Below are 14,419 nucleotides of genomic sequence, written 5' to 3'. Positions count from 1 at the left end.
AACTCCCTGACATCTCTAAATGTCAGTGTCCTGCAATTTAGAGATGTCAGTAGCAGTTCCCCTCCGTGCGCATGGGAGGACTAGAGCCATGACGACGATTTGGACGAGCCACACGAAAACCGCTTGGCACTGTAGCGCGCTTGGCCTGCGCCCGGTGACGCCGAATCTTAACAGGTAAGGATTGAGGTCTTACCAGCATCTACAGTGAAGGTGCGATGAAGCCGACGTCAGCCCTCACCAGGTCTGGGTTCGATACAGTTCTGGCAATCTCTGCGCCGTCCTTCATCGTCCATCGGGCCTAGATCAATCCCGAATCTATTGAGTGGGTTGGAGAGTAGTTTGGACGAACGGACATCCTCGGTTGGTTCATCGCAATTGTTATCTTCGGGAGCGTTGCCGCTTTCAGCCCGCACGATCTCGGCGCAAGGTTTCTGAAGATCATTGTCCCATTGATGCTCGGCAGCCTTCTGGCCCTATGTGTTGGAACCGCGGCGGGATCATTGCTCGGCCTCGCTCCGTCCCACTCGCTGCTCCTGATCGTCGTCCCGATCCTGGGCGGGGCATCACGGCCGGCGCTATTCCGCTGTCCGCCGGCTATGCCAGCAGCTTCGGGCCGCCTGGAACCACCCTCGCCCTAATGCTTCCCGCCATCGTAGTCGGCAACCTGGTCGCTATCTTCTGCGCGGCACTGCTCGACTTTACCTGGCAAAACCGCTCTGGAACCATGAAAAGCTCAAGCCGGCTTCGGATCCCCAATGATCTCCAGCCGCCCGCCGCTACACAATCCGCGCCCGTTGATGACCAGACCAGACGGAACAAAGATTGAAGGTGACGCAAGGCGCGCCAACCCGCTCACGCAGCGAGCGGCCGGAGGGGAACACTGGAGCGGGTATCCCATTAAGATGGGGGCAGGGCTCACTCGTCGAGCCACCTGCTGCCGTCTTGGGCGGCTAGTTCCAGAACAAGGATGGAAGGCAATCGTCTCGGAGGGCACCATGACAGATGACAATCAAGACAAATCCCATGATCAGCACGACCACTGGAAGCACCACGGCGTTCAAGTGATCAAAGGTGACCGCCTCGATCCAAACACAGCTCAGACCCCGGGCATGTTTCGGCAGGCCGCGATCAATCATGCGCGGGTCGGAGCTCAGAAGATCTGGGCCGGTACGGTGTCCATTCAGCCGAATGCCAAGACTGGAGTGCACCACCACGGCGAGTTGGAAAGCGTGATCTATGTAGTGCGAGGCAAGGCTCGCATGCGCTGGGGCGAACGGTTGGAGTTCGTTGCTGAAGCTGGGCCTGGCGACTTCATCTATGTGCCGCCCTTCGTGCCTCATCAGGAGATCAACGCCAACCCGGATGAGCCCCTCGAATGCGTTCTCGTGCGCAGCGATAACGAGGCCGTCGTCGTGAACATCACCGACGTGGATCCTGTCGAAAAGCCGGAGGAGGTTTATTGGGTCGACCCGATCCACAATCAGCCGGAATAAGGGCATTCCGGAACTGCAAACCCCACACGTTAGTAACAGCTCGGTACCTTCCCCAGGCTGATTGCAGAGCCACTTGCCTCCCCGCAAAGCTGGCGGGATCGGCGCCAAGTACGGAGTTCACGTCCAAATGCAGGTCAACCACCCGCTGCTAGAACGAATTGCACGCATCAGTTTGATCGAGGACGGGATCGGTATTCTGCATTGGAGCGCTGAGACCATGAAGCTGGAAGGGGCTGCCGACAGCCATTCGCACCAACTCGCGATGCTAAAAGGAACCGCACATGATGTGCTCACTGTGCTTAACACGGGTGAGCTGCTGGCTCGAGTGGATGAAGACAGCTACCGGCTCGATGATTGGCAGTGCGCTTACCTGCGAGACCCGCAACCACTGACTGCGGGGATCTTCCGCACCCATCTGCGAGAACGGTATCATGGACACTGAAGGGACCTAAGTTGCACATGAAATCTATCATCCTCACTCTGTGTCGAGCGTTCTCTCGGACGACCACCATCCTGTTTACGGCGCTCGTTTCTCTTGGACTGTTTGCTGGACAAGTAGCAGCTCAGCCCGACAGTGATCTGTGTCGGCCAGTCCAATATGCTGACAGCACCTTTGTGGTTTGCACTGTGAACCTCCGACAACACGAGGTGAGGCTGTTCTGGCGCGGGCCGGACGGGGAGGTACTTGGCTCGTTCAACCGATTGAAAGAGACCCCAGAGGGCTCACGCCTTGCAGTCGCGATGAACGCGGGCATGTACCATAAGGATCGTTCGCCAGTGGGACTTTACGTTGAAAACGGAAAAGAGCTGAAGGCCGTCAACACCCGCAACGGTCCCGGGAACTTCCACCTCATGCCTAATGGCATCTTTTACGTCAAAGGCTATCAGGCAGGCGTGCTTGAGACAGGAGCCTATCTGAAGCGGAAAGTCAGGCCTGACTTCGCGACGCAATCGGGCCCGATGCTCGTCATCAATGGGCAAATCCACCCTCAGTTTTCAGAACAAAGCAGCTCACGAAAGATCCGGAACGGTGTTGGCGTGAAAGGCCAAGACGTGATCGTGTTTGCGATTTCAGATGACCCGGTCACATTTAGCACATTCGCTCGCTTGTTCCGGGACGAGTTAGGCTGCGCGAATGCTCTGTTCCTGGATGGAAGTGTCTCTAGCCTCTATGCCCCTTCATTGAAGAGGATGGACACGTTCATGCCTATGGGGCCGATGGTCGGGGCCTCACGCCGACGCCCATAGGGGCCAATGAGGACATTTCAGGTTGAAGCTGTGGGTGAAAAGGCGATGTCTCCAGCGTCCATGCACAAAGTGGTCATTCATAAAGCGGGCGGTTACGAGCAGCTTAAGCTCGAAACTCATCCTGTGCCCGAACCTGCCAGTCGGGAGGTTTTGATCCGCACCGAGGCAGTGGGTGTAAACTATGCTGACATCTGTGTTCGTTGGGGCGTGTACGAGTCCGCGCGGCGATTCGTGGGCTGGCCGATCACGCCCGGCTTCGAATATTCAGGCTGGGTGGAAGACGTTGGCCGGGAGGTCAAGAATGTGAGGCCAGGGGATGCGGTCTTCGGTGTCACTCTTTTCAACGGCTACTCCACCCACGTGTGCGCACCGGAAGATTTAGTATGGCCTAAGCCGCAGGCTCTGGACTTCGAGGCCGCGGCTGGCTTCTTGGCCGTCCATCTCACAGCCTATCACGGACTTTTGCAGAACGTGGTGATCCGGCCCGGCATGAGGGTCCTCGTGCATTCGGCCGGCGGTGGAGTAGGTTCAGCGATTGTGCAACTATGCAAGTTGCACAACCTGCACGTGACTGGCGTAGTGGGAAGAAGTCACAAGGTCGAGTATGTGCGCCGGCTCGGCGCGGACGCCGTGATCGACAAATCCACTCAGTCACTCTGGGATGAAGCCAAGCGTGTATGCCCTGACGGCTACGATTTGATCTTTGACGCGAACGGCCCTGAGACCCTCGGGCAAAGTTACGCGCATCTGAAGCCCACAGGTAAGCTGCTGGTCTATGGCTTTCATAGTTTGTTGCCCAAAAAGGGTGGGCGCATTAACTACCTTAAAGCGGCCCTCGGAATGCTAAAAATGCCGCGCTTCAGTCCTTTGTCGATGACAAGTGACAACAAGAGTGTCGTGGCGTTCAATTTGTCGTTTCTCTTGCCGCGCGCCGACCTGCTGCACGCGGCTGTGAACGATCTCACCGCCTGGGTAGAGGCAGGGGACATTCGGTTGCCGAAGGTTCGTTCTTTTGCGCTGGAAGATGTGGCTCAAGCTCACCGAGTTCTGGAGTCAGGCGAAACCACCGGCAAGTTAGTCTTGCGCACAGTGCCGACCATCTTCAGTGGTGCACCGCACGAGGTGCACATTTAGTGAGCCCCTGCTTCCGATCGATCAGTGCCAGAGTTGCCTGGATGCGCTGTGGGAGAGCCAGCCTGATAACGTCCACTTAAATCGAGCGGAGATCTTGACCGATCCGGCGCAGGAGTTCGGTATCGGAGATTACTGAAGACTGTTTGCCATCCGACCCACTTTCTATTCCTCTCTCCCAATCTGTAGCCGCCCCTGAGTATCGCTTCGCTAATCAATCGTTAATCATATCTATATTTTCCTATGGAGCCGGACAGAACTCTGCGAATGCTCGGTTTCGACACTTGCTTAGCGAGCACTACAACCAAACCAGTGAACTTCCTCTCATCGAGCTTGTGTCCACCGGAATGGCCGTAAAAAAGCCTTGAAACGAACCAAGAACATCTGATGACAATCTAGGGAGAGCATCCGCGTCAGTGGTGCTATTCAGGGATACAGTCCGAGAGTTCAGGAACCTTTCCTGGCAGGCGCCGTGAACCAGATGATTCGACCCTCACAAGTTGATCAGAGGCCAGTCTTTGAGACGCTCGCAGGCTCAGTCGAGCGCGTCACGTTCCACAATGCGGAGAACGGCTTCGCTGTCCTAAAGGTGCATGCGAGAGGCAAGCGCGATCTCGTGACAGTCGTCGGCCATACGCCTGCTGTGGCCGCAGGCGAGTGGATCACCGCGAGTGGGCTCTGGATCAGCGACCGCGCCCACGGGCTGCAGTTCAAGGCTGAGGTGCTCAAGTCCACTCCGCCGACCGGTGCCGAGGGCATTGAGAAGTATCTGTCCTCAGGCCAGATGCGCGGCATCGGACCGGCCATGGCCAAGCGGATTGTTGCTGCCTTTGGCGTGGACATCTTTGAGATTATAGAGGCGGCACCTGAGCGCCTGACCGAGGTGCCTGGAATCGGCCCGATGCGGGCCTCCCGCATCGTGGCGGGCTGGGCCGAGCAGAAAGCCGTGCGGGAGATCATGGTCTTCCTTCACGCACACGGGGTCGGTACTGCTCGTGCGGTGCGCATCTTCAAGACCTACGGCTTTGAGTCCGTCCACGTCATGACCGATGACCCGTACCGCCTGGCCAAGGACGTGCGCGGCATCGGTTTCCGGACCGCTGATGCCATCGCGGTCAAGCTCGGGATGGAGAAGACAGCCCCCCAGCGTATCCGCGCCGGTATCTCGTACGCGCTCCAAACGGCGACGGACGAGGGCCACTGCGCATTACCGGTTGATGCTCTCAGCCGACTGGCCGAGCAGCTTCTCGAAGTCGATGAGGCCCTGATCCGCACCGCCATAGCCGATGAGTTGTCCAAGGGCGAAATCGTCTCGGACTCAATTGGCGACGAGACCTGCCTGTTCCTGAAAGGGCTCCATGTGGCCGAGCAGGCGATTGCCTCTCGGTTGATTGAGCGAACGTCTGGTCCAGCACCCTGGCCCGAGATCGACCTCGACAAAGCTGTTCCATGGGTTGAAGGCCGCACTGACAAGACCCTGGCAGTCTCGCAGCGCGAGGCTCTAAAACTGGTGCTTGGTTCTAAGATGGCGGTAGTGACAGGTGGTCCTGGTGTCGGCAAGACGACTCTCCTCGATACGATCTTGCGTCTGCTGGTTGCGAAAGGCGTTCGGGTCGCGTTGGCCGCGCCCACAGGGCGAGCGGCCAAGCGCATGACAGAGCAGACCGGTCTGGAAGCCAAGACGATCCATCGCCTCCTGGAGATCGATCCCGAGCACGGTGGCTTCTCACGCAATGAGGAGAACCCACTCGACTGCGATCTCTTGGTAGTGGACGAGACTTCCATGGTGGATGTTCCGCTGATGAACGCCCTGACCAAGGCTATCCCCGCTGAGGCTGGTCTGCTGCTGGTCGGCGACGTGGATCAGTTACCTTCCGTCGGCTCAGGGCAGGTACTGGCCGATATCATCGCCTCGGAGCGCATTCCTGTCGCCCGTCTAACTGAGGTTTTCCGGCAGGCAGCAGAAAGCCGGATCGTGGTGAATGCTCACCGGATTAATAATGGCCAGATGCCTGAGGTCCCAAAGGCAGGAGAGGAGACTGACTTCTACTTCGTCGAGATCGCCGATCCCGAGGAGGGTGTGGCCAAGATCATCCAGATGATCAAGGAACGCATGCCGCGTAGGTTCGGCCTTGATCCAATGAAGGACATTCAGGTGCTTTGCCCCATGAACCGAGGTGTGCTCGGAGCCCGCAACCTCAACATCCAACTCCAGGAAGTGCTCAATCCCAATCCTCCATCTAAGGTGGAACGGTTTGGCTGGCGCTTCTCGCCGGGAGATCGGGTCATGGAGACCCAGAACGACTACAACCGGGAGGTGTTCAACGGAGATCTGGGCACGGTGGTCGGGATCGACGGTGAGGAGGGAGTGCTGATCGCCTCCTTTGATGGACGGGAGGTGCCCTACCCGTTCGGTGAACTCGATACCCTTGTCCCCGCTTACGCGACCACGATCCATAAGTCACAAGGTTCAGAATATCCCGCCGTGATCATCCCGGTGGTTACGCAGCACTTCACGATGCTGGCCCGCAACCTGCTGTACACGGGTGTCACCCGCGGTAAGCGACTGGTCGTTCTGGTAGGCCAGAAGAAAGCTGTCGGGATTGCCGTCAGGGGCGGGCAGATGAAGAGGCGCTGGACGAAACTGCGAGAATGGTTAGCTGCTCGCTGATAAACAGCCCAAACTTATGTTCTCACGATGCGTTCGAGGCATGAGGTTTCAACACCATCTGCACGTCGAGGTAATATTAGTTAGACCATGCCGCTGCCCCCATACAACCACTCAGGAGAGCTGCTTATTGCTTCCTGATGACCGGATGAATGGGAGCAATTGCGATCAGCGCTCGCCGGGCTGCTCATGCCGCTAGCGCGCTGAAGGAGCGACACGGCTTCAAAGCTGAGATGGATGACGAAGCACGCCAATATATGTTCCAACATTTGACTGCCCCGGTTAGCTGACCACTCGCGCACGCTGTTGTTGCTCCGCCTGGCATGCAGAATGGGTGATGGGCGGAAGTAGAAGCTGTGGGAGGGGATAGGATGCCGAGGGCTCTCCGTCGGGATCTCTAGAGAGCGGCACAGGCGCGAAGCTGTTGAGGCAGCTATGTCCCGCAGAATGTCCGATAGACGCGCTGGTTCGGTTCTGGTGGCTCGGAATAGTGGGCCAAGGTTGGCTGATCCTCATAGGGCCTGGAGAGCACCGTCAAAAGCTCCTCGAAGGGAGCAAAGTCACCCTGCTCCACCGCAGATTGTATCACCGCCTCCACCTGATGATTGCGCGGGATGAACGCTGGATTGACTGCTTGCATGGCCGCTTGGCGCCTGACACCACCTTGCGGCTCAAGGCTCAACCGCTCTCGCCAGCGGGTGGCCCAAGCATCATAAGCAAGTGGATTAATGAAGAGGTTTCGGACGGCCTCGTCTCTCTCAGGACCAGCGGCTGCATCGCTTAGCCGCCGGAAGATCAGGGTGAAGTCAGCTTGGTTCTCAGCCATCGCCTTCAGGAGATCACCGGCAAGCGTCGGGTCCTCCTCGCGCTCCGTCAGTAGCCCGAGCTTGCGCCTGAGCCCCGCGTGGTAGGCCGCCTCGAACTTGCTCGCGAAAGCTTCGAGCGCCTCGCTCGCTTCAGCCACGGCCCTCTCCTCGTCCTCAGACAGGAGCGGCAGAAGCGTCTCGGCCAGCCGCGTTAAATTCCAGAGGCCGATGCGCGGCTGGTTGCCATAGGCGTAGCGGCCCTGCCGGTCGATGGAGCTGAAGACTGTCGCCGGATCGTAGGCATCCATGAAGGCGCACGGGCCATAATCGATCGTCTCGCCGGCGATGGACATGTTGTCGGTGTTCATGACTCCATGGATGAAGCCGATGTGCAGCCAACGGGCAATAAGCTCTGCCTGGGCGGCGATCACCTGGTCGAGGAACGCGCGATAGCGATGGTCGCTTTCGGCAGCGTGCGGGTAGTGTCGGCCGATGACGTAGTCCGCTAGAAGACGAAGCCCCTCAACATCCTGTCGGGCGGCGAAATACTGGAACGTGCCAACCCGGATATGACTTGAGGCAACACGAGTGAGAACTGCCCCGGGAAGCGGCATCTCGCGGATAACGGCTTCTCCGGTCAACACTGCGGCGAGCGCACGCGTCGTTGGCAGCCCAAGCGCTGCCATTGCTTCACTGATGAGGTATTCTCGCAGGACGGGTCCCAATGCGGCCCGTCCGTCGCCGCGGCGCGAGAAGGGTGTCGGGCCTGAGCCTTTGAGCTGAATGTCCCGGCGGATACTGTTCTGGTCGACGACCTCACCGAGAAGAATGGCGCGTCCGTCGCCGAGTTGCGGCACGAAGCTCCCAAACTGGTGGCCGGCATAGGCCATGGCAATAGGCTCAGCGCCATCCGGAACGCGGTTGCCGGACAGAAATGCAACTCCTTCGGGGCTGGAGAGGCGATCCGGGTCGAGGCGGAGTTGCTGGGCGAGGTCCCGGTTCAGCCGAATGAGTCCTGGCGCGCTGACAAGTGTCGGAGCCAAGCGCGCGTAAAAACGATCGGGCAGGCGGGCATAAGTGTTGTCGAAGGGGAAATGAACTGTCATGAGACTGATTTCACCGGCAGGACTCCGTGAAATCGTAACTGACCCTGCTGAAGGCAAGGGTCAGAGGCCAAAACTGGTTGTATAAGGCTTCATGGCGCTCGCAAGTGTGCTACGATCCCGTTCCAAGCACAGCCAGAAGGTCGATCACCGCCCCCGGTCTATGATGCGGTACTCAGCGTCGATCACATCTCCGGGGCGAGTTGCTTCTCCCATCCTGCGGCGAAGCCGCCAACGCATGATTATGCCGCCGACAATGACAACAGGGATGATGATCAGCGCGAGTCCAGCAGCTAAGACGAGCAGCAGGAGGCCCAGTGAGACGGCAGCGATCGCAGCCAGAACAACAGCCCAGCGGGGCAGTCGATAGATTTTGTCCCTGGACGGAACGAATAGCGTGTGTCCATCGGCTCCCGTGACGCACCACGATCTCAACAAGCTGGTATATGCTGATACCAGAGGTGGGATGCAAGGTTGAAATCCTGCCGGGCGCTTTTGTCACCGTCTGACTGTACCCCTCGGTTCCCAAAGTTCTAGCTCCTGGCCTAGAGTTGGAGGCCTCGCCCGGAATCGAACCGGGGTGCAAGAATTTGCAGTCCTCTGCGTAACCACTCCGCCACGAGGCCATCCGAGGTGTCCTCTGGATGGGAGGACAATTTGATAATGGAGAGCCCCCGACAGGACAAGTGTTCGTTCCTGGTGAAGCTTTCGTCGCTAAGGCCTCAAACACCTCGCGCTCGCCCGCACATGCTCGCGGTATCCATTGACCGCCTTGTGGGCAAATCCGCCAGCGGCAATCGGAGCTGTCGCCTCGGCAAAGGCCGCGATCTTCTCCGTTACCATCCAAACGCTCGTCTCGCCGCGCCCGACGGAGGCTCGCCCATTAACGATCTGTCGACTTGCATCTCATTATTCTCTCCCACGGGGCTTACGCGAAAGCCTGCACTGTTGATGGGCGAAAGATTGGGAATGCGAGGCCAGGCTGATCTTTTTTTGGACTTTGAGGCACCTCCGGGTTCGATCGAGGCGAAGACCGCCGATGAAATCGTCCTCCGAACCAAATACCGCGGCAAGTCCCTCAAGGCTGCCGATTGTGAGGCGGCCGCCCGGATCCTGGAAGCAACCGGCGACTATCGCGTTCTCCGCCGCCTGCAGCCCCGCCCTATCGCAGTACAAAGTGCGCCATTCCGAGGGGAAAAGATCGCCATCATCATTGATACCGAGACCACAGGTCTGGATCACACGAAGGATGAGGTCATTGAGCTCGGCATGGTCGCCTTCACTTTTGATGAGGAAGGCCGCATCAGTGACGTCATAGGCAGTTTCAATGCTTTACGCGAGCCGGGTGTGCCGATCAGTGCAGAGATTACCCGTCTGACTGGAATTACGCCGGATATGGTCACCGGCCAAGTGCTCGATCTAGAGGCAGTCGAGCGGTTCATCGAGCCAGCCGATCTGGTTATCGCGCACAATGCCCGCTTCGATCGGCCCTTCTGCGAGCGCCTGTCCAAAAGCTTCAAGGTGAAGGCCTGGGCCTGCTCCCATTCCGAGATTTCCTGGGGCGAGTTCGGGTTCGAGGGATCAAAGCTGGGATACCTTCTGACCCAGTCCGGCTGGTTCCACCAGGGACACCGTGCTGTAGAGGATTGCCATGCCTTGCTTGAGGTGTTGGCATCGCCCCTTCCTGCTGAGGGTGGTCTCCCGCTCAAGCACCTGCTGACGTCGGCTCGAAAATCGCTCCTGCGCATTTGGGCCGAGAGCAGCCCATTCGATATGAAAGATGTCCTCAAGAAACGGGGCTACCGTTGGAATGATGGCACGGACGGACGGCCAAAGTCGTGGTGGGTTGAGGTTGACGAGAATGCTGGCGAGGCGGAGGTCACGTTTCTCCGGCACGAGGTCTACCGGCGCGAGGTCGAGCCTTACATCCAGAAGATCTCTGCCTTCGAGAGATTCCGGGCAGGACGCTAATCAACCTTAGCAATTTCTCAAGACTGCTCCCCTTGCTCGCGGCCTTTCAGGCTTGAAATCTTGACTGTGGGCTGCCATCTCATCGCCCGCTGGAGCAACAAGGTTCATCTCAAGCCATGAAAACTGCTGACACCACGCCCGCCCCAGAGAACCACTCCTTCGAGGCTGATGTTGCCAAGCTGCTGCACCTGATGGTGCACTCGGTCTATTCCGACAAGGACGTGTTTCTGCGCGAACTGATCTCAAATGCGGCTGATGCCTGCGAGAAACTGCGCTACGAGGCGATCTCCAATCCGAGCCTGCTCGGCGACGATCCTAAGCCTTCGATCACACTGCTGATTGATGCCGACAACCGCCGCCTGACGATTCAGGATAACGGCATCGGCATGAGCCGCGACGAGATGGTTGAGGCTCTCGGCACCATCGCACGATCGGGCACAAGAGCTTTCATGGACCAGATCCAGGCAGCCCAGGGAGGCGAAGGAACTCAGCTCATCGGGCAGTTCGGCGTCGGCTTCTACTCCGCCTTCATGGTGGCCGATCGGGTCGACGTCGTCTCACGCCGGGCCGGCAGCGACGAGGCCACGATCTGGTCGTCTGACGGTAAGGGCTCCTATACGGTCGCCTCTGCAGCCATCGATGAGGCCCCGACCCGCGGCACTCGTGTGATTTTGAACCTGATGGAGGACGCCGCCTCTTACACCGAGCGCTATCGGCTCGAACGCATCGTGAAGGATCAGTCAGGCCACGTCCCCGTGCCGATCTCTCTTGTCGAGAAGCCCGGAGCAGAGCCACAGGAAGTCGCTGACGGTGCCGCTCTCTGGGTGAAGCCACGCTCCGAAATCAAGCCTGAGGACTACACGGATTTCTATCGCAGCGTGGCTGGCCAGTTCGACGAGCCCGCGCTGACTGTGCACTTCCGGGCCGAGGGCCGCCACGAATACACGGCACTTGCCTTCGTGCCAGGCTCTACGCCGTTCGACCTGTTCGGTCCCGACCGTCACGGGCGGATGAAGCTCTACGTCAAGCGAGTCTTCATCACCGACGAGGCGGAGATCCTGCCGCGCTACCTGCGTTTCGTGCGTGGGCTCGTCGACTCGACTGACCTGCCACTCAATGTCTCGCGCGAGATGATCCAGGAGAGCCCACTTCTGGCTGCTATCAAGAAGGGCGTGACCAGCCGTGTGCTCAGCGATCTCGAAAAGCTCGCGCAGAACGATGCTGAGGCCTACATCAAGGTGTGGGAGACTTTCGGGCCGGTGCTGAAAGAGGGGCTCTATGAGGATTTCGAGCGGCGCTCGACACTGCTCGGCCTGGCCCGGTTCAAGACCACCGCGTCTGGTAGCGGATGGCGCTCGCTCAGGGATTATGTCGCCTCCCTTAAGGAGAACCAGAACGCCATTTACTACGTGACCGGGACGGATCTTGCCCGGCTCGAGACCTCGCCGCAGCTTGAAGGTTTCCGGGCGCGCGCTATCGAGGTACTGTTGCTGCCCGATCCGGTCGACAGTTTCTGGGTCACCGCTGGCGTCGACTACGAAGGCAAACCATTCAAGTCGGTCACCCAAGGCGCTGCGGACCTGGCGCAAGTCCCGCTGACTGAAACTAAGGAGAATGCGCGCGCGCCGGCAACGGAGGCGGTGACGAGCTTCATCCAATCCGTGAAGGCGATCCTTGGTGAGGGCGTCTCCGACGTCCGCGCCTCAGAGCGTCTGACAGAAAGTTCCGTCTGCCTCGTGGCCCCTGAGACCGGCATGGACCGCCAGCTCGAGCGGATTCTCGCCCGCGCGGGTCAGCTGACATCCGCGGCCAAACCCATTCTTGAGATCAACCCACGCCATGACCTTATCCTGGCCCTGGCCAAGTTGGGGGAGGATCAGCAGTCTCTGCGCGAAGACGCCGCCCATCTGCTGTTGGACGAGGCTCGGATCCTGGACGGCGAGTTACCGACCGATGCGAGGGCATTTTCGCAACGGCTTGCACGGGTCATGCAGGGGTGCGTTACCAACGGATAGACCGAAACGATCATACGCGAGAGCTCGGTTTGTAATTGCCGCGCCTCGCCGGACCTAGTCCGGCCTGTGTGTACCAATCGGCAGCTCAGTGCCAGCGACGCCACCGTAACCCGTTCTTTCCGAAGGGTTACGAGCGAATTTGTCTGCCTGGGGAGGATTGGGCGTCATGGCGATGACCGCGCTTTCCGGCAGCGACTGAATGCGACCGTGGAAACCTGCACCGGCACGCAGGCCGCTGAGATCACTACCGGTCTGTGGCCTGCGATCCATATATGGCGTGGCTTCTAGACCTGTTCGACTGGCTCGGCAGCACGTACTGGGCGGCGAGGACCTGAAAAACCTATACAGGTTCGGTTCAGACACCTTGGCCTAAACATCCGCCTCCGCTGACGAACGAGGTTCCCATGCTGATCTGGTCCGCTCTTGCCGCAGCCCTGCTGTCGGGCTTGACGGTTGGTCTACTGTCGAATGATGCGCCAGAATGGGCCACCCAGACCGTGGAGCTGGTTACGGTCGTGGCCGTCTTCGTGCTGGTCTGCCTTGTTGAAACGACTGGATCGCGCCGGGACAAATCAAGCTCTTGCTAGATCAGAAAGTCAGAGCCTGTATCCTAACACCTCGACGATCTGCCACCAAGTCGCAGGAACCCGCGTACTGGTGGCGGGTTCCTCCGAAGCTAGGCTAGCTGCTTCAGAAGCCGGAGGCCACTATGCCGACGGCTGGGCTGCCTTCAATGATATGGGGACAATGATCAGGTGGAACTATGACAGGCATGAGATCCTGGCCGACGGGATTGTCCATGCCCTGGGGGTCGTCGGTGGTCTTGTTGCCGTGATCGTCCTGCTAGCTCTCGCCGCGCCGACGGTTAGCCCCTGGGAGCTGACCTCGGTGGCGATCTACGGGAGCGGCTTGCTGGCGGTGCTTGTGATCTCCGCGTTCTACAATCTCTGGCCGGTCTCCCCGGTCAAGTGGGTGCTGCGGCGGTTCGACCACTCTGCCATCTATCTCCTAATCGCCGGCACCTACACTCCGTTCATCATGCAAATGAGAAGCGAGATCACGGCCATCATCCTGCTGGTCGGCGTCTGGGTCGGTTCCTTGACTGGAATGGTCCTAAAACTGTGCCTGCCGGGCCGGTTTGATCGGCTCTCGATTCTTCTCTACCTGCTTCTCGGCTGGAGCGGCGTCATGGCCTATGAGGCCGTGCTTGGCGCCCTGCCGGGCTTGACCCTTACCCTTCTAGCTGTGGGTGGCATTCTGTACACGATAGGGGTTGTCTTCCACGTGTGGGAAAGTCTCCGCTTTCAGAACGCGATCTGGCATGCCTTCGTGCTTGTGGCTGCAGCCTGCCATTATGGGGCGGTACTGGACTGCGTGGTGCTGTCGCGGGCGTAATTGGCGACACTCGTTCTGGCCACCGTCCTCACACGTCGGTTCGCGTGCTGAGCAATCAGATCGAGGCATGCGCTATGACCTCCTGCGAGCCGGAATGGTTGCAGGGGCACTTGCCGGAACCGCTTCCGCACTGCAGGCTCCCCTCTCCTCCCATGGATGGTCATGTCCACCCTTAGGGCTCACTGCAAACGCTTGGCGATCTCAAGACTGCTCACCCGAGAGTCCGTGCGTGAGCGGAAGCTTGTTTGCCGAACAAATGCTGAGGCCACCCATCTCTCTGGTTAGCACAAATTGTTCATGGTTCTGATGATTTGGGCTCACGATAAGTTTGTTGGACGGGCGTCCGCCTGTCCGGTGACCCTCTCCCTATGCCACATGCCGAAGTTCGCATGGGCCACGCAAGGAGCAATCCGGAGGCTTTCATGATCGTCTGTTCGTTCAGTACATTATTTTATGGCGTGGTTTGCGGCTGTCTCGATCGGGAGATGTGCTGCCGTCCCGAATGTCTGCACAGCACTATCGCAACCTCGGTTGCTCACCACAGTATGGCCGATGCGCCGTCACCATCCGCTCCATCATCAACGGATGC

10 protein-coding genes, 1 tRNA gene and 1 pseudogene are annotated in these 14,419 nt (G+C 59.0%); 10 read left to right on the top strand and 2 right to left on the bottom strand.

Going from position 1 to position 14,419, the window contains the following annotated elements; genetic code table 11:
- Positions 1-353 precede the first annotated feature (353 nt).
- From LJD17_RS24435 to recD2, 6 genes and pseudogenes are all read left to right on the top strand, one after another.
- A pseudogene (locus LJD17_RS24435) lies at positions 354-826 on the top strand (2-hydroxycarboxylate transporter family protein).
- Between the two features lie 169 nt (positions 827-995).
- On the top strand, positions 996-1,493 hold the full coding sequence (locus tag LJD17_RS22550; RefSeq protein WP_227386454.1) for a cupin domain-containing protein: 498 nt from the start codon (positions 996-998) through the stop codon (positions 1,491-1,493).
- 127 nt (positions 1,494-1,620) lie between these two features.
- The gene (locus LJD17_RS22545) at positions 1,621-1,935 is read left to right on the top strand and encodes a hypothetical protein (RefSeq protein ID WP_227386453.1); all 315 of its coding nucleotides are present in this window, start codon (positions 1,621-1,623) and stop codon (positions 1,933-1,935) included.
- A gap of 17 nt (positions 1,936-1,952) precedes the next feature.
- Complete coding sequence (locus LJD17_RS22540) at positions 1,953-2,741, top strand: phosphodiester glycosidase family protein (protein ID WP_227386452.1); 789 nt, start codon at positions 1,953-1,955, stop codon at positions 2,739-2,741.
- A gap of 6 nt (positions 2,742-2,747) precedes the next feature.
- Positions 2,748-3,875, top strand: coding sequence for a synaptic vesicle VAT-1 family membrane protein (locus LJD17_RS22535; RefSeq protein WP_227386451.1), 1,128 nt, complete (start codon positions 2,748-2,750; stop codon positions 3,873-3,875).
- 469 nt (positions 3,876-4,344) lie between these two features.
- On the top strand, positions 4,345-6,543 hold the full coding sequence (recD2, locus tag LJD17_RS22530; protein WP_406600867.1) for an SF1B family DNA helicase RecD2: 2,199 nt from the start codon (positions 4,345-4,347) through the stop codon (positions 6,541-6,543).
- 430 nt (positions 6,544-6,973) lie between these two features.
- On the opposite strand, the gene LJD17_RS22520 is transcribed toward recD2, so the two are convergent.
- A complete protein-coding gene (locus LJD17_RS22520) occupies positions 6,974-8,452 on the bottom strand; it encodes a protein adenylyltransferase SelO (RefSeq protein WP_227386449.1) in 1,479 nt (492 codons plus the stop codon).
- Positions 8,453-9,001: 549 nt separating this feature from the next.
- Positions 9,002-9,075, bottom strand: a tRNA-Cys gene (locus tag LJD17_RS22515).
- Positions 9,076-9,442: 367 nt separating this feature from the next.
- Between LJD17_RS22515 and LJD17_RS22510 the strand changes: the two genes are divergently transcribed.
- From LJD17_RS22510 to trhA, 4 genes are all read left to right on the top strand, one after another.
- Positions 9,443-10,420 (top strand): 3'-5' exonuclease, encoded by a 978-nt coding sequence (locus tag LJD17_RS22510; protein WP_227386448.1) that lies wholly within the window; start codon positions 9,443-9,445, stop codon positions 10,418-10,420.
- Between the two features lie 116 nt (positions 10,421-10,536).
- Entirely contained in the window at positions 10,537-12,435 is a 1,899-nt protein-coding gene (gene htpG, locus LJD17_RS22505) for a molecular chaperone HtpG (RefSeq protein WP_227386447.1), read from the top strand.
- 404 nt (positions 12,436-12,839) lie between these two features.
- A complete protein-coding gene (locus LJD17_RS22500) occupies positions 12,840-13,022 on the top strand; it encodes a hypothetical protein (RefSeq protein ID WP_227386446.1) in 183 nt (60 codons plus the stop codon).
- A 160-nt stretch (positions 13,023-13,182) separates the two neighbouring features.
- On the top strand, positions 13,183-13,830 hold the full coding sequence (gene trhA / locus LJD17_RS22495) for a PAQR family membrane homeostasis protein TrhA (protein ID WP_227386445.1): 648 nt from the start codon (positions 13,183-13,185) through the stop codon (positions 13,828-13,830).
- Positions 13,831-14,419: the final 589 nt, after the last annotated feature.

The sequence above is a fragment of the Microvirga rosea genome (assembly GCF_020595095.1).
Classification (GTDB): domain Bacteria; phylum Pseudomonadota; class Alphaproteobacteria; order Rhizobiales; family Beijerinckiaceae; genus Microvirga; species Microvirga rosea.
Note: the sequence above shows the minus strand (reverse complement) of the source record. Positions and strands in the feature narration are given on the sequence as shown.